The organism is Rufibacter sediminis (assembly GCF_014269285.1).
Classification (GTDB): domain Bacteria; phylum Bacteroidota; class Bacteroidia; order Cytophagales; family Hymenobacteraceae; genus Nibribacter; species Nibribacter sediminis.
On sequence record NZ_JACOAF010000041.1, the window covers coordinates 189,481 to 208,949 of the forward strand.

General features: G+C 38.1%; 16 protein-coding genes. 14 read left to right on the forward strand and 2 right to left on the reverse strand.

Going from position 1 to position 19,469, the window contains the following annotated elements; translation table 11 throughout:
* Nucleotides 1-4: 4 nt before the first annotated feature.
* The 6 genes from H7U12_RS16955 to H7U12_RS16980 all read left to right on the forward strand — a co-directional run bounded on the left by H7U12_RS16955 (nucleotide 5) and on the right by H7U12_RS16980 (nucleotide 5,995).
* Complete coding sequence (locus H7U12_RS16955) at nucleotides 5-1,234, forward strand: site-specific integrase (protein WP_186640210.1); 1,230 nt, start codon at nucleotides 5-7, stop codon at nucleotides 1,232-1,234.
* Between the two features lie 456 nt (nucleotides 1,235-1,690).
* Nucleotides 1,691-2,245 (forward strand): hypothetical protein, encoded by a 555-nt coding sequence (locus H7U12_RS16960; RefSeq protein ID WP_186640212.1) that lies wholly within the window; start codon nucleotides 1,691-1,693, stop codon nucleotides 2,243-2,245.
* A 48-nt stretch (nucleotides 2,246-2,293) separates the two neighbouring features.
* Complete coding sequence (locus H7U12_RS16965; RefSeq protein WP_186640214.1) at nucleotides 2,294-3,211, forward strand: toxin-antitoxin system YwqK family antitoxin; 918 nt, start codon at nucleotides 2,294-2,296, stop codon at nucleotides 3,209-3,211.
* A gap of 186 nt (nucleotides 3,212-3,397) precedes the next feature.
* Nucleotides 3,398-4,216: a hypothetical protein gene (locus H7U12_RS16970; RefSeq protein WP_186640216.1), complete on the forward strand. Its 819-nt coding sequence runs from the start codon at nucleotides 3,398-3,400 to the stop codon at nucleotides 4,214-4,216.
* Nucleotides 4,217-4,332: 116 nt separating this feature from the next.
* Nucleotides 4,333-4,557 carry a hypothetical protein gene (locus tag H7U12_RS16975; RefSeq protein WP_186640218.1) on the forward strand — a complete coding sequence of 75 codons (225 nt, stop codon included), beginning with the start codon at nucleotides 4,333-4,335 and terminating at the stop codon, nucleotides 4,555-4,557.
* Nucleotides 4,558-4,723: 166 nt separating this feature from the next.
* Nucleotides 4,724-5,995, forward strand: coding sequence for a VapE domain-containing protein (locus H7U12_RS16980; RefSeq protein ID WP_186640220.1), 1,272 nt, complete (start codon nucleotides 4,724-4,726; stop codon nucleotides 5,993-5,995).
* A 222-nt stretch (nucleotides 5,996-6,217) separates the two neighbouring features.
* On the opposite strand, the gene H7U12_RS16985 is transcribed toward H7U12_RS16980, so the two are convergent.
* Both H7U12_RS16985 and H7U12_RS16990 read right to left on the reverse strand, forming a co-directional pair.
* Nucleotides 6,218-7,678, reverse strand: a complete 1,461-nt coding sequence (locus H7U12_RS16985; RefSeq protein WP_186640222.1) for a PIN-like domain-containing protein — start codon at nucleotides 7,676-7,678, stop codon at nucleotides 6,218-6,220.
* Nucleotides 7,679-8,005: 327 nt separating this feature from the next.
* Nucleotides 8,006-9,115 carry a PIN domain-containing protein gene (locus H7U12_RS16990; protein WP_186640224.1) on the reverse strand — a complete coding sequence of 370 codons (1,110 nt, stop codon included), beginning with the start codon at nucleotides 9,113-9,115 and terminating at the stop codon, nucleotides 8,006-8,008.
* A 220-nt stretch (nucleotides 9,116-9,335) separates the two neighbouring features.
* On the opposite strand from H7U12_RS16990, the gene H7U12_RS16995 reads away from it, so the two are divergent.
* The 8 genes from H7U12_RS16995 (at nucleotide 9,336) to H7U12_RS17030 (ending at nucleotide 19,268) form a co-directional block, all read left to right on the forward strand.
* Entirely contained in the window at nucleotides 9,336-9,671 is a 336-nt protein-coding gene (locus H7U12_RS16995; RefSeq protein WP_186640226.1) for a hypothetical protein, read from the forward strand.
* Between the two features lie 835 nt (nucleotides 9,672-10,506).
* Nucleotides 10,507-11,508, forward strand: a complete 1,002-nt coding sequence (locus H7U12_RS17000; RefSeq protein WP_186640228.1) for a DUF3871 family protein — start codon at nucleotides 10,507-10,509, stop codon at nucleotides 11,506-11,508.
* Between the two features lie 211 nt (nucleotides 11,509-11,719).
* Nucleotides 11,720-12,592, forward strand: coding sequence for a HamA C-terminal domain-containing protein (locus H7U12_RS17005; RefSeq protein WP_206683943.1), 873 nt, complete (start codon nucleotides 11,720-11,722; stop codon nucleotides 12,590-12,592).
* Nucleotides 12,592-15,135, forward strand: a complete 2,544-nt coding sequence (locus H7U12_RS17010) for a DEAD/DEAH box helicase (protein WP_186640232.1) — start codon at nucleotides 12,592-12,594, stop codon at nucleotides 15,133-15,135. The genes H7U12_RS17005 and H7U12_RS17010 overlap by 1 nt, the downstream gene beginning before the upstream one ends.
* A 15-nt stretch (nucleotides 15,136-15,150) precedes the next feature.
* A complete protein-coding gene (locus tag H7U12_RS17015) occupies nucleotides 15,151-15,813 on the forward strand; it encodes an SOS response-associated peptidase (protein ID WP_186640234.1) in 663 nt (220 codons plus the stop codon).
* Between the two features lie 142 nt (nucleotides 15,814-15,955).
* Complete coding sequence (locus H7U12_RS17020) at nucleotides 15,956-16,420, forward strand: LexA family protein (RefSeq protein WP_186640236.1); 465 nt, start codon at nucleotides 15,956-15,958, stop codon at nucleotides 16,418-16,420.
* Nucleotides 16,417-17,694: a Y-family DNA polymerase gene (locus H7U12_RS17025; RefSeq protein WP_186640238.1), complete on the forward strand. Its 1,278-nt coding sequence runs from the start codon at nucleotides 16,417-16,419 to the stop codon at nucleotides 17,692-17,694. Before H7U12_RS17020 ends, H7U12_RS17025 begins: the two co-directional genes overlap by 4 nt.
* A 494-nt stretch (nucleotides 17,695-18,188) precedes the next feature.
* Nucleotides 18,189-19,268 carry an endonuclease/exonuclease/phosphatase family protein gene (locus H7U12_RS17030; RefSeq protein WP_186640240.1) on the forward strand — a complete coding sequence of 360 codons (1,080 nt, stop codon included), beginning with the start codon at nucleotides 18,189-18,191 and terminating at the stop codon, nucleotides 19,266-19,268.
* Nucleotides 19,269-19,469 lie beyond the last annotated feature (201 nt).

Genomic DNA, 19,469 nt, shown 5'->3' on the forward strand with positions numbered 1-19,469 from the left:
GACCATGAAATCAACACACACTTTCACAGTATCTTCTATAATTAGGAAGAGCAAAGCAAACAAACAGGGTGAAGTACCTATCTATGTAAGGATAACAGTAGATGGGGAATCGCTGGAAATCTCAACCAAGCACTTCGTTAAACCAACTCAATGGGACAGTAGGAGAGGTAGGGTAAAGGGTAAGGGCGATTTAGCTAAAGCTGTTAACGAAACGATTGAGCTTCTTCAGATTAAAGCTAAACAGGAGTATAATAACCTTGTTTCTCTAGGAAAGCCTATTACCTCAAGTTCTATAAAGAATGGTGTTCTAGGAATTGAAGAAGAAGGATACACTTTATTACAGCTCTTTGATAAGATGTTGGATGATGTGAAGGCTAAAATAGGGGTGGACCTCAACAAAGACACCTATAAGAGCTATATATCTTCCCAGAAGCATATCTATGCCTACGTAAAAGAACATCTGGGGCTAGTGGACATTAAGCTGAAAGATGTGAACTACAAGTTTGTCAGTGGTTATGAGCTGTACCTTAAAACGAAAGGAGGGTGTGGTCAGAATGGTACTGTTAAGCATATCGTCAAGCTGAAGAAGGTAATTACTATGGCACTTCGCTATGACTATATCAACAGGGACCCATTCAGCGAATACTCAATCCATCTGAAGAAGAAGATAGTGAAGCCACTACTGGATTCAGAGCTTATTCTTATTGAATCAAAAGAGTTCTCTTCTGAACGACTGAACGTGGTTAAGGATATGTTCTTATTCACGTGTTATACTGGTCTGGCGTTTACTGATGTAAAGCAGCTCACCAAAGATAATTTAGGTATAGGGGTAGATGGGAAAGAGTGGATATTCAGGGACAGGCAGAAGACAGATGTCAATTCATGCATTCCATTACTTGTTCCAGCCAAGCGTATTCTTCAACAATATGAAAACCATCCAAAGGTTCTAAAGTCTGGTTGTCTGTTGCCAGTGCCATCTAACCAGAAGTTCAATGCTTATTTGAAGGAGATAGCTGACCTCTGTGGCATCACAAAGAACCTTACAGTCCATTTAGGTAGACATACCTTTGCTACTACTGTAGCCCTCCAAAATGGTGTTCCTTTGGAGACTGTTTCGAAGATGCTGGGTCACACTAGCATTAAAACAACACAGATATATGCTAAGGTATTGGATACAAAGGTGAGTAGGGATATGGCTAATTTGGTTGATACATATAAGGTTGAGGTCCCTTAAGGTATTGCATCACCTTTAGAGCAGGAGAAGCAATGGTCTTTTCCTGCTCACATACCCTATAACCATATAGGTTCTGATTGTTTGCAATACATAAGTATGACTTACCATATTTTTACTATATTTAGTATCATTAATGTATCTGCAAGTAACAGATGAGGAAACAGCTACTTATACTATTAATGGCGCTATTGCCAGTACTTAGCATAGCCCAGAGTACACAGACCACTCAAAAGAAATCACCCACCAAGAAGGCAGCTACCAGAACAACCCCTAAAGTTTATATCTGTGAAGGAGGGAGCGCTTATGCCTACCATAGTTCCTCCTCATGTAGTGGACTAAACAGGTGCACACACACCATCTCAGCAGTAACACGTTCAGATGCAGAGAATAATTTCAGTAGACGACCTTGTAAGAAGTGCTACTAGAGTGTGCCTACTACTCTCAGTTTCTAAAAACATGACCAAGCACCTTTCTCTGTTCATCCTTTTCCTGATTGTACTTACAGGTTGTAATCCTAACGCTAGAAAACTAGCTTCTAACAGCTCTCCCTTAGATGCTTTTAAGGGCAAGAAGCCTTTGATATTCCTAAATGGCAGACCTACACCCCAAGATTCGTTGAAACACTATGTAAACCAGGAAGATGTAGAATCTGTAGAGCTTGTTGAGAACAGCAAAGAGAATAACGATTATCTCATTATGACTTATGGTGAAGCTGCGAAAGATGGTGTCATAAAGGTCACCACCAATAGCCAGAAAGCTAAACTGAAGCAGCAGCTCTTCAACTCTCTGCTTGATAGGCTGAAAGCTTATGAGCAAGCCCCATCGACGTATCTATTCGTGAAGGATGGTTTTCTGGTTGTCGAGGAAGAAATTGCCAAGCTCAAAAATCTACACCCATCAGACTTGGTGGATGTGGTAGTGCTGAAGGAGGAGGCTGCAAAGGCAATCTATGGGAGCGCAGCTAAGGAAAACACAGTGCTGATAAACACTAACAGAACCAGTAAGAACTAGCTCCTCAATGTAGCTACAATTAATCTAAGTACCTTCCAGTTGACCCACATGAAGATACATCTTCTTTCAGCCTTTATATTCCTGTTCGCCTTTAGCTCCCTAGCCCAAACTTCAAAGGCAAAGCAACCCATTATACTAACCACTGATACCATGTTCTTTGATCAAGATTGGGAGGAGACAGAGTTGAAGGAAGACATCAAATACGCACGTATCATAAAGCGTACAGCTCTAGGTGTTCCTTATGGGACAGTAAGGGACTTCTATTATCCTTCCTGGAAGAAGCAGTGGGAAGGGAAGCTCTCAAGGGAAGCTCCTGACGTTCCTACAGGACTTTGTACCTATTGGTACTCAAATGGGAAGGTCCAGTCTATCGCCACTTACAAAGATGGAGTAGCGCAAGAGGACATGCGCATGTGGCACGAGAATGGAACCCAAGTGGTCTGTAAGTATAAGTTTGTCGAAACCCTACCCCTAACCAGGGCAAAGCTCCTACCATACTTTGACTCAGGGAGCTCAAGGACAGTCCAAACCATCAGCATACCAGAAAACTCATATGGGTTAGTCTACAAGCTGGACATAAGGGATGAGGGCCAACCTCCTGTAACATGGGCTACTGTTGCAACACTGGCCTCTATTCCAGCAACATTAGGTACCAGCCAGATGCTTTTAGCAGGTGCCAGCGCAATGAGACAGGCCCAAAACTCAAAAGCTCCAGTAGTAAGCACTAAATGCCATTATTTCATTACCACGAGCAAAGAGAATGCAGAATACTTCCTTCAGACGAAAGGGTCGATACTTGAAAAAGAGTCTATTGTATGGTATGCGAGCAACACGCCTCAGGATACTCGTCATCTCGCTATACCCAAAGGCATAAATACACTTTACTTCTGCATTAACAATGACAACTATCAAACATCAGCAGAGGCAACATTAAGCGTGAGTGTATTACAGAAACAATGCAAGTAACCTCCAGCTAGATGCTTTAAAGCAGGAGTAATAAATTATTACAGCCAAAGGTGTTAGACACAAAGGTTAGCAGTGATATGACTAAACTGGTTGTAACCTACAAAGTAGAGAGATTAACTTGATGAAGTATCTTTGGGATAAAAGTGTTCCATTTCAACTTAGTGTTTATACCCCTTCCTACTCTCTATGAATCCTATCACTAACTTAATTTACTTACTTTCAGAAGATGGAATCGAAGATTTGAGGAGTAGGTTTGGCCCTCCCCAACATGCTTTCTCTGTTGAACATGACCAGGTAAAGGATACTTATAATTATAGCTTCTTGACTTATCCTGATAACAAGGAGGTAGAGCACGTTATATCTTTTCCTGTGTTTCTTAGGTCTCATATTGAAGCCCTGTTAAAGAATGCATCAACGTATATGGACGAAAGAGTTCTATCAATGGACTCAGCCTCTGACAGGAAGGAGTTTACCCAAATCGTACTCAACAAATTAGATTCTGCTATAAATCATTGGTTCAGCCTTCCTTCTACCTCCTCGCAATACGTAGATACCATAATAGTTTTAGAGTCTTTTAAGGCTCAAATCCAAAATCAACTAGCTCCCTTCTTAGATACTAATCCTGCTCAAGAGAAGAATAAGATAGAAGGTAGAATTCAAAACCTTCCTGAAGGCTTCAAATTAAGAGACCATAATTTAAAAGCAGGTCGTCTAAACTTTAGACAAACAGCTCTTTTGTTTGACTATCTGAGAGAATATGGGGCTATAATTGATTATGGTGATAAGCCCTTAGCAGAATTTATTCATTTGCTTACAGGTCACTCATCTCAAAGCCTTAGAGGAAATGGCTTTGGAAAGATTGGCTATATTAAGGATGGTTTAAATGAAGAAGGTGAACCAAAGAAAGAACGAAACAAAGAACTACACTCCTTGACACAACTGCTTCAGTCTATAATTGAAGATTTAAACAAAGAAATGGCTGAAAATACCAAACAGTCAAAGTAACCCCCCTGTAACCCCTTACACCAAATTCCATTCGTGACATTTGCATTACCAACCAGCAGTAAGTGCCTCTGCTAGGTTGGGCAGGCACACTATTGTCAACTTTTTAAGTACACAAAATGTCAAGCATACAGAGTGAAAATAACTTCCTTTCTAAAGTAGAGATATTGGAAATATTAGATATAGCAAAACTAATCGTCGAAAAGAATGAGGGACCCAATATTCCTGGTCAAAGGTCTTTTTCAATTGGGTTAGAGAATGAACCTGACTTTGAAGGATATCAGATTAAGATTCTAAGAGGGGATTTTGATATCTCCATTAAAAAGAGAGTAGTGTTAAAATAGCACTTTCTCCCATTTCTATTCAGAAAGGTGGCTTCCTGCACAAATCATGCTTACCAAAGCAGCGAGCAGGAGGCCTCTTTCGAAAACCTTATTATATCCTTTGGTCAAATAATAGCCATAGTTCTGAACCCTGAACATTATTGACCAGAGAATAAACCCCTACACAATGGATTTAAACAATTTAGATACATCGCAATTCATGGAGGAGCTTTCACTTCACAGCAAGAGCCAGCTTCCAGAAAAACCCTCCTCAAGCAATAACACTGCTATGATTGAGGAATACCTTAACAAAAGATATGACTTCAGGCATAACGTTGTCACAGGTCAGCTGGAGTTTAAAGGAAAGAAAGACAACAAGTTTATATCCTTGCAAGATCGTGACGAGAATAGCCTTTGGAGGGAGATCCAAAAGAATAGTGATTTAGAGTATGCTAAAGCTACCTGCAGCCTCTCATCCTTAAGAGCAATACTCCACTCAAACTTCAGCAAGGAGTTTGACCCCCTAAAGGATTACTTTACCACTTTACCTAAATGGGACCAGAAAACAGATCATATTGCAGACCTAGCAAACACAGTAAAAACTGACAATGATGCATTGTTTCAGCGTCTGCTGAAGAAGTGGTTAGTTGGTATAGTTGGCTCTGCCATACCACCCCATGCTGTAAACCAAACAGCCCTTATATTTTCAGGAAAACAAGGAGTTGGTAAAACCACTTGGATACTTAACCTAATGCCAAAGCAACTGAGAACCTACACTTATACTGGTACAATCAATCCTACAAACAAGGACACATTCATTTACCTGTCAAACTGCATGATTATAAATCTAGATGAACTAGAGAATCTGAACAGCAGTGAGGTTGGTGCTTTGAAGGAGCTTATCACTAAACCACAGATAAAGCTTCGTCGCCCATATGGAAGAAACTCAGAAGATCTGCCAAGGAGGGCATCATTCGCAGGTTCTGTAAACTCAAGCCAATTCCTTAATGACAGTACAGGTTCACGTAGATTTCTCTGCTTTGAGGCATTAGAGTTCGATTACCAACACAAGGTTGACATGGATAAGGTGTATGCCCAAGCATACTCACTGTTCAATCAGGGCTTTAAGCATTGGCTAGACAAAGAAGAGATCAAAGAGCTAGAAAAGAATAACAGTAAATTTCAGCGCTCAACAGTTGAAGAAGACCTTGTGTTAGAGGAGTTGTTACCTGCAAAAGAAGGAGATTCAGGATGTTTGTTTTACACGACCACCCAAATAGCTAGCCTTTTAGCTACTAAGGTGAGCAGCTTGGCAGTAAACTCAGCAACCATTCAACGCCTAGGTAGGGCGTTGAAGAAACATGGGTATAAAGCATATAAGAAGGGAGGTTTGCAGAAGTATGCTGTATCCTTGAAACAACCAGATCGTGATTCTAACTCAGGATCTATACCAGGGTAGGCAGGGTAGCCTAATATGGGTAAAACACCATAGAATGTATGGAAACTATAGGGCTCACTATACTAGTGGGCCCTATTTATTATGTTTCTAATTAGATTATTGTTTAAGTAGTTACCCTGCCTACCTATTCTCATTTTTAATCTCATAGGTGCAAATGAATTTTATATGAACTCAAATTTATTTGTAGTAAATCTATTTATGAAACAAGTTGTTAAAATTCATTTATATGACAGGAATCTTCAATCCTTTATTATAAACCTCAAGTGGCAAGTCATTATTTACTGAGGTTAGTGAAAATACATAGTCATTTTCATCTATTGGGTTTAATTTAAGTTCAAATTCAAATGGTATATTATTGTTATATAGAATTTTTTGTTTTACTTCAACAGGGTTGTTAGAGGTTTCATTTGAATTCAATAATGTAATTGTGGCTTCGTAATTAAAATGCACTCTACATTCAATTACTGCCTTGTCTTTATCTATATATTTAATAGTGTATGTATTAAAGTCTGAGACTCTTTCTTTAGTGTTTTCAAAACCTATTGAATCGATATATAAGCCAGGATTGGATTCATCGTATCTTAACTCTTCTGTTTTGTATAATAACTCATCATAGGCTAACTGTCCTAAATACGAGTCAAATTGATCATGCATCTCAATTTTGCGATACTTAAACAGGTATTCAACCTTTTGTTCGTTATTTAAATTTATAAATGTAGTAAAATTAAATTCTTTCCGCTTTTGACTTAAAGCTTGGTTTATATACTGTATAGTAGTGTATTCAATAGAAGCATCCAGGTATTTGTTAGAGTTCGAAATAAATTGAGATAAGTTATACATCCAAAAATTCACTTTAGAATGATCACGTATCTCTTTTATAAGTTCCTCTCTAGGACTAATTATTTCATTATTTTTTTTATTAGTATAACACCAATCTTCATCTTTAGCAACATCATTAGTAATGAATATGATAGATGATCCTTTTTCCTTTGAAAACTCTAGTATCTGTTTCCAAATAATAAGATCTCCAAAAATTTGTGTGCCTTTCTTCTCTGTTGAATACAAGTCACCATATCCTGGTGGTATCTTGAACTCATATCTATGTTTTCCTTCAAGTGAAATGCTGATTATTTCTTCAAAGGAATACTCCCTCCCAACTTCGAAATTTGCTTCAAGGGCATTAAGGACATCATCATTGTCTTTAGTACTTGATACTTCATCTGACACAGCTTTAATTTGTTTAAGAAGGTTTATTTTAAATCTTTCTAAATCCTTTATAAACTTGTCTAAAATATGATCAAACTCATTGAAATAAACTTGATCTAGGTGTGGATGTATATTAGAATCTCTTGTGCCTTCTTTGATTATATTGAAAGTTCTTAATATTTCTGAATCAGCCTTATGCTTTAATGATCTGACAGTAGATTTCAAAGGAGCGTACTTCTCCTCAATGGGTTTTCCTATAGACTTTATTCTATTTTTAGAATATTCAAACTTAACATGATCTGGAACCCATAGCCTCTTTGCTAACTTTGGGAAAACATCATTATAGATGGCCTCTCTCTGTGTTTTTGTCAATAAATAAAAATCAAGGATAGCTGAGGTGTCAAATACAAAAATAGCTTCTTTCCACAATTCATCTATTTGTTCTTCAGACAATCTTAGGTTATTTTTAAATTTCATCTTAATTATTATCTTCTATTTACAGTAATTATAGACAGCTGATTATGGTTAAATGCATTAATATATTTCATTTGCCATTAAATACATCATAACCATATCTCTTGTTAAAATAAAGACAAAATACAATTGTGATAATTTAAATAAACTTGCTTAAGCAAGTTCTCAAGGGTGGCTTAAATCTTAAAGAAAACTTCTTAGTTAGCTTTAGCTACAATCTTCACATTGTATTAATATAGCTTTCATCTAAACCGCCTCTTAACGTCATGTTGAATATAGAGAATATAAAATAGTAGTGCAATAGGGCTAGCCCATGCAACGCGTAATCCTTTATGGGGTTCGATTGAACATTGCTAATTCATAAATCCCTAATGGGTAACTGTTATTCAAGGAGCTTAATTTGATGGTTTCATATCTAATGCTATGCTCAGATTTGGTATAAACAATTAAGGTTACTGGAATTGCCTTAGAATAAACAATTGATTTTTGGTAATTCGTATTATCACTGCTAAACCAAGAATTATGCTCAGGGTCATATAAAGCTTTATTGTTATAAAAGAAGGAAAGTTCAGCAGTAAATGAAATGGTAGTTTTACTTGTAACGACAGCGCCCTTTTCGTCTAACTGTGTAATCAAAAACTCCTCAAAACCAGTATTAGAAACATTAGTCACTTTCCTCGAGACTAAAAAATAATCAGGAGAGTTAACTAATTCATTTTCTATATACCATTCTATGTCAAGTTCAAGGTCCTTAAGCAATGAATCTTTATTAACCTTGAAGAGCTGCTCAATGCTATCTATAAGCTCTTGGTCGTGAAGATTGCTACTCGTTCTATTAACAGTATCAAGTAAAAGCCCCCCATCTGCAACAACAATTAATGTTTTCGAGGTCTTACTTTGGAGGTCTTTGTCAGGCGATATCACATATGTACTTTCCCCTTTTTTTGAAAAGTAGTCTTCTAGACCCTTTAAAGTAAATGCATCTGGAAATTCATGTTTCTTTTCACCTTCTCTGAAAGGAGGATTATTAGAAAAGTAATCATTGAATACATCCCCAATTGTTAAATGAGCTGTATTGATTATTGTGATTCTTGAAACTTTTATCCAATTCTCAAACTGTGCCTGAAAGTCTTGCAGAAGAGATTCTGTGTCATAATTAGGCAAGTTGAAAAGTGCATCATAAGTATTAAAGTTCTTTAATATGAACCCTGCACTTTTTAAAGTATTGAGTGGCTTCTTTATTTTTTCTTCTAGTTGGAGCAGATTCTTTCTAAATCTAGCATGCACCTCTTTTAAAGTAATATCAGTCATGTAAATGCTGATTCTTTTCTCTCTGCCAAACTTACCAAGCTCTTTAATAATATTCCCATTAATGAAATTTTGAGCTTCTATGAAACTTGTGTCCAGGGAAATATTCTTTGTCTTAAGGTTACCACTCATCTTATCTAGATACTTTTTAAGGTCAATCAGACTATTCACAATAGTAGAAATAATCAAGCTAAGTATGCATGATAGGCTTCTTGAATATATCAATTGGCTCAAATTTTTTATTTTTTTCTACCCCACCCCATACGCGAGATACTATATAAGTCGCCCCCCTCACTTGATTTTGTGTTGGCAGGGTGCCTTCGCATATGTATAACTTTTTATTCATACTACTATGGTAACGATTATTGGCTTTAAAACTCGAACAAAAGATGACCAACAATTTAATGTCCTTGTCCTCCAGGGAGATGTTGAAATGGTACAGTCTCAATCGACTGGAAGGTATTATGCAACAGCCAGGACTACTACTATTTCCTGTACTTTCAACGAGGTAATTTGTCAGGGATTGATTGGAAAGACCTTACCAGGAAGCATTGAGAAGATGGAGTGCGACCCCTATGAGTACGCCATACCATCTACTGGAGAGGTAATTACCTTAACACATGCCTACTACTATAACCCAACTGAGCGCACCATGGAGCAAGAGGTTTTCTCCATGAGAGCAGCATAAGCATGAAGGGGTAGCCACTGGCTGCCCTTTTTTTATTTGACCATAAACAATGACAACAAACAATGCAGGAGGTATCAACCTATGGAGAATATGTCGATGATGAAGGAAGCTGTCTATTTCTGACCAAGTACAAACTGGTAAGGGTTACCTGCCCTTTCAAAGTGGTCTGTATTGAAGCTGTGGGTGATTTAAAAGTTGGTGATTCTGTAGATGTCGAAGAGGTTTTACGAGGTGCTTCTAATACTATTACCTACTGCATCAAAGATAGATACTACCCACATTCACACTTCAGTTACAAGCCACCTACTAATCTGGTCATTACCAGACTTAAAAGAAGTTAGCTGCTAGGCTAACAGGAGTTATGCTGTATTTCTTAGGCCATAGTTCTTTGAGATGGTCTCTCCTTTAACAAAAAACCACTGAAAGAAACGTAGCCAGAATCATGAGTCGCAACTGGATGATGTAAGGGTAGCCTATCTGTATCAGCAGGTGGCTACCCTTTTTATGTTATTGCTCAATTCACAACTCACCAATAAACCCTCTCAATGGACTTGATAAACCAATTAGAAGCCATCAGTAAGCGATTCAACAACTGCTTGGCTTTTGTTCCACTTAACCAGCTTTCAGAAATTACCTCAGTCTTATGTCTGCTGATACACCATACTAGGCATCAGGAGGAAGAGAAGTTCTCTGAACTCAACAGTAGGTTTATACACATCATCGAGATAGTGGAAGACCTGATGCTGGTGTACAGAAGTACTCCAATACCTGAAGCTGAAGAGTTACAATTCTAGCTGCTTGGACAAGTTTAATCCTAATTTAACGAAAAACTTACATGGAAAACGAACTAATGAGGCTGCACACACAGCCAGAAACAAGGCTCACAGTAACCAGAAACCCAGAGGTAGACCAGCAATCTACCTCTTCTGCTTTTATAGAGGCTAATACACTATCTGTTTCTCTTTCTGAGCTTCAGCAGGACCATATCATTCCTGTCTACGTCAAAGACAATGAGCCACTAGTTAGTCAGTATGAGTTTATTGAAACTACTAATGCTATAGTATCATCTATCTTCAAAGGGGAGCAGATACTTAGTCCTTCTATTCGTTGTAGCCATCCCATCAAGGGCAGGATTCCAGATGCGAAGGACAAGCCTGCTAACCAACTACAGGATTGGGAGAAAACCCTCTACTATGAACGAATGATGTTTGTGATTGAGATACCTTCCATTTATGATACCATAGAAGGCAATAAGCTGAACCTAACCATTGGAGGAGTAAAGGCCTATAACTTAGACAACCTCTACAACAAAAAGGGGGCTGCTGAGCATTTCAAAGTGTTTATTGGGTTCCAGAACACAGTTTGCACTAATCTTTGTGTAAGGACTGATGGTTTTCTGGGAGACTTAAGGGTTAGCTCCTCTGAGCAGCTACACTCTGCCATTTACCAGCTGCTGGGTTCTTATGACCAACATCTTCATCTAAGCCATATGCAATCACTTGCAGAGCATTCCATCTCAGAGCAGCAGTTCGCTCAGCTGTTGGGGCGATGTAGAATGTACCCACACTTACCATCTGCACAAAAGAAGCAGATACCTGAGTTGCTGTATGGTGATTCACAGCTTACATCAGTTTGTAGGGACTACTACAAGGACGTGAACTTCTGCAGGCAAGAGGATGGCAGGATAAACCTCTGGAAGTTATATAACCTGTTTACTGGGGCTAACAAGTCAACTTACATAGACCAGTTCCTTGATAGGTCTGTAAATGCCTTAGACTTTTCCTGTCAAATGCTAGATGCAGTGAAGCAAGCCTCTACTATGTGGTATCTAGGATAACTGCGATTTTGTTAACTTAGTAGAAAAAAGAAGATGCTTAGGTATATAATAACCAATATACCTAAGCATCTTAAGTATTAGATATTATGTCTATCTTAAAGCAATCAATCTACATCTTATTACATATTGAATTTAAATGGATATTCTAAAACCAGACTCTTTTGATAAACTAATTCGAAAGGGTACTAATATGGATGCTTTCTTAAAGGAGGTGAAGAAAGAAGTAGCTGTTAATGGTACGAAAGCAAAAGTACATTGTTATTTGATAAACTTTGATGGAGATCACTCCCCAAGAGTTGCTGATTTTGCAGCTTTCATCTCACATAGACTTTTAGATTATTGTATACCCAGAAGTGAAATTCAAAAAGCTAAAGATTTAGACAGCAAGAATAATACTACTTCATCAGTTGTAAAGCTCAACAAAATAGCAAGGGATTTACTAAGCTCCTTAGATAAATCAGGTGAGGGTGGAGAACTTATGTTATATCTTTTAACACAAGAATATCTTAAAATGCCACAGCTACTATGTAAGATGCCTCTTAAAACAAGTAGTGAAATGCATATTCACGGTGTTGATGGTATTCATGTGAAGTATGATGACACAAGTGGAGGTTTGGCACTTTATTGGGGTGAGTCAAAAATGCATAAATCGATTACAAGTGCTGTCAGCGATTGTTTTAAAAGCGTAGGTAAGTATTTGGTTTCAACAGGAGGAAGTGGAACACCATATCAAAGGGAGATACAACTAATCACTTCTAATTTAGACTTAATAGACGAAGAACTAGAGGAAGCTATTCTAGACTATTTAAATAAAGATAGCACTAATTATAATAAGGTAAAAAATTGCGCTGTGTGCATGTTGGGATTTGATTATGACATGTATCCTTCTGGCCCAAATATAAAACAAATAGGTGATTTACTTAAAGAAGCATCTTTGGCTATAAACTCTTGGGTGGAGAGTATTAGTAAGAAATTAATAAAGAGCCCACCTTTGCATTCATTCGATATTGAGCTGTTTCTTATCCCCTTTCCAAAAGTAGATGAATTTAGAAAAGTGTTTTTAAAAGAAATAGGGCTTAAATAATGAAATCAGGACTCGCAGAAAAAGTGTTCGCTTTGCCTAGCTTTCAAAGACAACATATGTCTATTTTGAAAGAGTCAATAGTTAATCAGTTTAATGTATTATATAATCTTTATGATGATGATAATGATGTGGATTGGAATAACATGCTGTCTTGCGCCAGTGTTTTAGCTTATTCTGAAAATCAGAACTGCTTAGATGCAGCCTTGAGGATTGCTCAGCATAGTTTAGTAAATAAAGGTTCGACTGAAGTTCAAAGAACAACTGCAGGTATTATTCTTAACTGTTTAACTAATAAACAAGCTATATCGCTTGCTATTGAAAGGAATCTCCTTCCAAAAGAATATGAAAGCCAAATTCCAATCACATTAAGGCTAGAAGGAGTTAAACGAGATATTGAAAATAGTTTTATTACTTCTGATGATATTATATTCTCTATTAATAAGTTTCAAAAAGCAGTATATGATGCAACACAGGAGTCAAAGGTAATTAGCATTTCAGCTCCTACATCAGCAGGTAAATCGTTTATTTTATCAAGGATTGTGTTGGATGAGTTGATGAATCCAGACACTAAAATTAATACTGTTTATCTAGTTCCAACAAGAGCACTTGTAAGTCAAGTAGAAGAAGAGTTTCAAGAATTACTTTCTAAGACTAATAGAAGAGATGTTTTCATAAGTTCTGTACCTAAGCTTGTGCATGACACAAGTAGGTATAGATCTAACTTATTCGTATTTACTCAGGAGCGACTACATTGGTTTAAGTCTAACCATCCTTATTTTAAGTTTGATACACTTATTGTTGATGAAGCTCAAAAGATAGGTGATGGGTATAGAGGGATTCTTCTGCAGCAGAAGATAGAGGATCTAGTAAAAGAATCTCCTGGATTGAAAGTATATTTTTCAAGTCCCTTCACATCAAATCCTGAGATTCTCTTTGATGTAGTCAAAAACAATGCTACAAGAACCCCAGTCAAGAAAGACTACGTCTCTGTTAATCAAAACTTACTTTTTGTTTCTCAAAAGAAAGGTAAACCTCAGGAGTATAATATGTCCCTGTGCCTAAATGATACGTTATTTCATTTGGGGGATTTCAAACTTCCTGAAAGGCCAAGTCCACCATCTAAAGTTCTTCCTTTCGTTGCTTATAGCTTATCTAGTAAGTTGGGAGGAAGTTTGATCTATGCTAATGGTCAAGCTGACGCTGAAAAGTTTGCTTTGCAGCTTTATGATTTAGCAGATGATATCATCCTTTCTGAACATTTGAAGCAGCTTATTGCTCTTGTAAATAAAGTCGTACATCCTCAATATAAATTAGCTGTCACTTTGAGAAGAAGGATTGCATTTCATTATGGGAATATGCCTTTGTTGGTAAAACAAGAAATAGAAAGGCTTTTTACTATAGGTGAGATTCATTTCTTGGTATGCACATCAACACTCCTAGAAGGTGTAAATCTACCAGCAAGATCAATATTCATATTGAAACCAACTAGGGGCCAAAATGAACCAATGAGTGAAAATGATTTTTGGAACTTAGCTGGAAGAGCAGGGCGATTAGGCAAAGAGTTTCAGGGTAATATTATTTGTATCGATGCTCATAAATGGGAGAACGTTCCTTCAACAAATAGAAATAAACAAATAATATATAAGGCAATTGATAGGATTCAAACTAGGGAACTTATAAATTATATTGAGTCTAATTCTCCAAGAGAGTCTAATGGAAGTAAACAGAATCTTGAATATGCTTTTACATACTATCTAGCCAAACTTCTTGAGGGCGATCTTGATCAAGCGTTAGATCAAGATGATCCTATGTCATCAGAATTAAAAAATGAACTTATAAGAGCTAAGAATATCATAGAGGTTCCTGAAAGTATCCTTCTAAGGAATCCTGGTGTTAGTGCTTTAGCTCAGCAGAATCTTTTAGAATATTTTAAAAGGTGTAGCGATAAAGAAGTATTGATACCAGTAGCTCCAGAAAGTGATGATGCTGTTTATAACTCTTATGAGCCTATTATAAATGCAATAAGTACATATCTAACAGGGGACTCTTTGAAGATGTCAATAACATTTGCAATTCTTGTAGTTAATTGGATGAGAGGAATGCCACTTCCTATAATGATCAATAAGAGTTATGAATATTGGAAAAGAAAAGATCAAACCAAGAGCATTGATGTTGTAATCAGGAATACGCTGGATTTGATAGAGAATTATGCTAGATTCAAATTCGCTAAATATTCTACTTGTTATCTTGATATTCTTAACTACCATTTAACAAATATAAATAGGAGTGAGTTGGTTGATGAAATGCCAGATTTAAATAGTTGGTTAGAATATGGAGTTTCAATGAAGACACAGGTATCACTTATTGATCTTGGCCTGAGTCGTCCAACTACTTTAGCACTTTCAGAATTCATTACTAAGGCTAACTTAACAAGAGAAGATTGTATTGAGTGGGTTAAGAACAATGACATTGAAATACTTGGTCTGCCAGAAGCAATGGTAAATGAAATTAAGCGTGTTTTTTCTCTCCAGTTAAACTTTTAGTAAGGGAGTTTTAAAATGTGTGGAAGATATAGTGTAGTTAAGAAAGTTTCTAATGGGCATAGATTAGCCTTAAAGGACACTAGCGTAACTAATGACCCAGCTTATAACGCTGCTCCCAGTCAGAGACTACCAGTGATTACCAATGAGCATCCAGAGAAGGTACAGCTGTATCAGTGGGGTTTGATTCCATTCTGGGCTAAGGATTTAAAGTCATTGAGGAATAAGCCTATCAATGCTAGGGCAGAGACTCTAGCTGAGAAGCAGTCCTTCAAAAAACTCCTTCAATCAAAGCGCTGCCTTGTCTTGGCTGATGGGTTTTATGAATGGCAGATGTCAGATTCCCATAAAACCCCCTATAGGATATTACTAAAGAGTGAGGAACTGTTCACCTTCGCTGGGCTTTGGGACGAATGGGTTGATAAGTCAACTGGTGAGATTAAGCATACTTACACAATTATCACTACAGAAGCCAACGAGCTTGTGAAACCAATCCATGAGCGTATGCCTGTCATTCTCTCCCCTGAGGCAGAGGAGGTTTGGCTGAACAACCACCAGAAACAATTTGAATACATAGACCTCCTTAAACCTTATGATCCAGGTCTGATGAAAGCCTATCCTGTTTCTCCATTGGTCAACTCTCCCATCAATAACGTTCCAGAGGTTTTGAACTCATTATAACATGAGTTGCTAACATTTTTGGGGTTATCAACACTACTTACCAACAATATTAGAAATATTACCTATATAGTTAGCTTATATATTCTATTTCTTCGTAATTGCTAACATTATTAGTATTAATGTAGATACTAACGAAGTTGATATGAGCGAAGAAACACCAGAACTCACCAGCCAGAACATCCTGGAGCCTCTATCTCTAGAGTCCTTTGAAGGCATCCTACTCCCACTGTACTCCTCCTACGTCACAGCAGGCTTCCCCTCCCCAGCAGATGATTATCTGGAGGACATGATAAACCTGAAGGAGCACCTGATCAGAAATCCAGGAACAACCTTCATGATGAGGGTTAGAGGTAACTCCATGCAGGACGCGAAGATAAACGATGGCGACCTGCTGATCATTGACTCCAAACTGAAGCCAAAGGATGGCTACCCTATCATCTGCTCCATAGATGGTGAGTTCACCACTAAAACCTTCAGACAGAAGGGAGACAGGCTGTTCCTGGAGCCAGCTAACTCTAATTACAAAACCATAGAGATCACTGGTGAGATGGAGCTCAGGTCTTGGGGGGTGATTACCTGGATCATCCACAAACCCATTAGGCTGTGACTACGCTCTTCGCACTTTGTGACTGCAACAACTTCTACGCTTCCTGCGAACGTGTTTTCCAGCCTAGCTTGAATGGAAAGCCCTTAGTAGTGCTTTCAAACAACGATGGCTGCGTAATTGCCAGAAGCAATGAAGCCAAGGCACTAGGTATACAGATGGGAACTCCTTTTTTCCAAATTAGGGACTTAGTGGAGATTGGAGATCTACATGCTTTCTCCTCCAACTATGTATTATATGGGGATATGTCCCACAGGGTTATGCAAGCCCTTGGTGAATTTGCTCCAAGCATTGAGGTCTATTCAATTGACGAGAGTTTTCTTGACCTTACCAATCTACTTGGAAGGGATTTGAACGCTTACTGTTGGGAGATAAAGAGAAGCGTCATGCAGTGGACTAAGATTCCAATTAGCCTAGGTGTTGCTCCTACGAAAGCCCTCGCTAAAGTGGCTAATAGGCTAGCTAAGAAGTCTCAGAAAGCAAAAGGGGTTCTTGTCCTCACTGATCCCTATCATATCTCAGAAGCATTGAAAGCTACCAAGATTGAAGATGTTTGGGGAGTAGGGAGGCAGTATACAAAGCTGCTGAGAAAGCATGGCGTTGAGACAGCTTACGACTTCACACTTAGACCAGACTCATGGGTAAAGAAGCATATGGCAGTGGTTGGCCTGAGATTAGTAAAGGAGTTGAGGGGGGAGAGCTGCTTGGAGTTGGACGAGATTGCACCTCCTAAGAAGGGAATCTGCACTTCTAGGAGCTTTGGGGAACGTTTGACTGAGTACTCACAGATTGAGGAAGCCACAGCAAACTATGCAGCCAAATGTGCTAAGAAACTCAGGAAACAAAGGAGCTGTGCAAGGGTCATATCTGTATTCATCCAGACGAACCACTTCTCAGAGAATGACCTACAATACAGCAACAGCAAAACTATTACATTGCCTGTAGCCACCAATTCAGACTTGGAACTAATACATTATGCTTCTCTTTGCCTGAAGTCTATCTATAGGCCAGGATATAGGTATAAGAAGACTGGTGTGATTTTAACTGAGATTGTACCTGACCATCAGATTCAGTATGATCTGTTAGACACAGTCGATAGGCAGAAGCATGCAAGTCTGATGAAGTCCCTCGATAAACTCACCTCAAGGTATGGTAGGGACATCGTGAAGGTGGCCACCCAAGGCTATGACCAATCATGGCAACTAAAATGTGAGAGAAGGTCACCCTGTTATACGACTAGGCTCTCTGACTTGCCCATTGTATGTAATGAACGATAAACCCTCTTCTCCATACCATTCTTGATTAGGTTTATTGGAAAGCTTCTACCAACTATAATCTATATTATTGAACATAACAAATTATTGATAGAGGCTTCTTTGTCAGTTAACCCTCTTAGAAACTAAGAGTTCAGGACTAAGATTAAGGAAGATACAGTGTGAGATCAGATTGAAATTAAAGTCTAAGGAAGGGATTTGATGTTTGGAAAGGAGCTGATAAGCATGTTTATACTGTATCTTATTATTGACCTTCTAGTCTAAGCCTAGTAAAGACAAGACAGACTCTGGTAGCACTTTTTTCGCCCCTAAAGGCCCTGCAAAGAAATGAAAAATTAACCACAAAGTCAAGATATATCTTGTTTAATATCAACTGTTTATTGACAATTTGTGGCTTTTAATAAACATCAAGTATTAATTACCCTAAGTACTTGCAAAGGTTAATATTCCCAGTAAATTCATATCAATATTATACAAATAAAACTATTATATATTCTATGCCTTATTATTCCAAAATCCAAGACAAAAGAACAGCAGAAGGGCTACTCAGACTTAAACAAGGTTTATCTGAAGCTAAGGTCCCCAAGAGAAATGTATCTGACTCTATTCTACTGGCGACATGGAACATCAGAGAGTTTGGTGACTCAAAGCAAGGCCTCAGAACTGACGAGCCATTGTACTATATAGCAGAGATAATAAATGCCTTTGACCTTGTGGCTGTCCAGGAGGTTAGGTCCAACCTTAAGCTCCTGAACAAGCTTATGAGTATTCTGGGAGGTTGGTGGAAAGTAGTATACACAGATGTAACCTTAGGAATGAGGGGCAATGACGAAAGGCTCACATTCCTGTATGACAGCAGGAAGATTAGCTTTGGGGGGCTGGCAGGGGAAATAGTTATTCCTCCTAAAAGGACAAAGGAAAAGGTGCTTACCCCAGCCAATCAACTTGCGCGAACTCCCTATTTAGCTGGTTTCAGATCTGGTTGGTTTAAGTTTACCTTGTGCGTAAACCATATATTGTATGGCAAGGGAATCAGTGTAGACCCTAATAGACTTGAGGAGATACAGGTAATAGCTAATACGCTGGCTGATATGACCAAGGATAAACACGCTTGGGCCAAGAACATGATTCTTCTTGGGGACTTTAACATATTCAACCCAAAGGATGTGACCATGAAGGCTATAATAGACGCTGGGTTCATAGTTCCCAAGAAACTCCAGTCTGTAACTTCCAATATCGCAGACGACCCTAAGAAGGGTAAACACTATGACCAGATAGCGTTCATTTCGCCTGACCAGAAAGACAAACTGGAACTGTGCGAATCTGGGGTATTCAACTTCTTCAAATACGTCTACAGGATGGAGGATGAAGAAGAATATGCTGAGGCAATGGGCAGTAAGTATTCAGACAAAGATATTGAAGAACGTACCAAGCATTACAAAACCTGGCGTACATTCCAGATGTCAGATCACCTTCCTATGTGGATAGAGCTAGGAATAGATTACAGCAAGAGTTATCTTGAGAGGAAGGCATCAACAACTATAACTGTTGATCCAGAAACATCTACTCAGCCCTGATTACCTATACCTGTGGAACAACTTCAGTCCTACGATAATATACTACCAGTATTTGAAAAACATCTTTGAAGAGGTTTTCTGGAAAGCTTGGTTGAGGTCTTTAAGCTTTTCAGAAAACTCTTCTTCCTGTACATTTAATATTTATACTGCTTATACTTAGAGGCTTTAGTACAGATAGTATATATATATATATATATATAT

Coding starts and splice junctions, on each gene's coding strand:
- H7U12_RS16990 (WP_186640224.1), bottom strand. CDS start 9,115: ATGAGTGGTAACCTTAAGACAAAGAATATTTCCCTGGACACAAGTTTC.
- H7U12_RS17000 (WP_186640228.1), top strand. CDS start 10,507: ATGGAAAACGAACTAATGAGGCTGCACACACAGCCAGAAACAAGGCTC.
- H7U12_RS16960 (WP_186640212.1), top strand. CDS start 1,691: ATGACCAAGCACCTTTCTCTGTTCATCCTTTTCCTGATTGTACTTACA.
- H7U12_RS16985 (WP_186640222.1), bottom strand. CDS start 7,678: ATGAAATTTAAAAATAACCTAAGATTGTCTGAAGAACAAATAGATGAA.
- H7U12_RS16955 (WP_186640210.1), top strand. CDS start 5: ATGAAATCAACACACACTTTCACAGTATCTTCTATAATTAGGAAGAGC.
- H7U12_RS16995 (WP_186640226.1), top strand. CDS start 9,336: ATGGTAACGATTATTGGCTTTAAAACTCGAACAAAAGATGACCAACAA.
- H7U12_RS17010 (WP_186640232.1), top strand. CDS start 12,592: ATGAAATCAGGACTCGCAGAAAAAGTGTTCGCTTTGCCTAGCTTTCAA.
- H7U12_RS17015 (WP_186640234.1), top strand. CDS start 15,151: ATGTGTGGAAGATATAGTGTAGTTAAGAAAGTTTCTAATGGGCATAGA.
- H7U12_RS16970 (WP_186640216.1), top strand. CDS start 3,398: ATGAATCCTATCACTAACTTAATTTACTTACTTTCAGAAGATGGAATC.
- H7U12_RS16975 (WP_186640218.1), top strand. CDS start 4,333: ATGTCAAGCATACAGAGTGAAAATAACTTCCTTTCTAAAGTAGAGATA.
- H7U12_RS16980 (WP_186640220.1), top strand. CDS start 4,724: ATGGATTTAAACAATTTAGATACATCGCAATTCATGGAGGAGCTTTCA.
- H7U12_RS16965 (WP_186640214.1), top strand. CDS start 2,294: ATGAAGATACATCTTCTTTCAGCCTTTATATTCCTGTTCGCCTTTAGC.
- H7U12_RS17030 (WP_186640240.1), top strand. CDS start 18,189: ATGCCTTATTATTCCAAAATCCAAGACAAAAGAACAGCAGAAGGGCTA.
- H7U12_RS17020 (WP_186640236.1), top strand. CDS start 15,956: ATGAGCGAAGAAACACCAGAACTCACCAGCCAGAACATCCTGGAGCCT.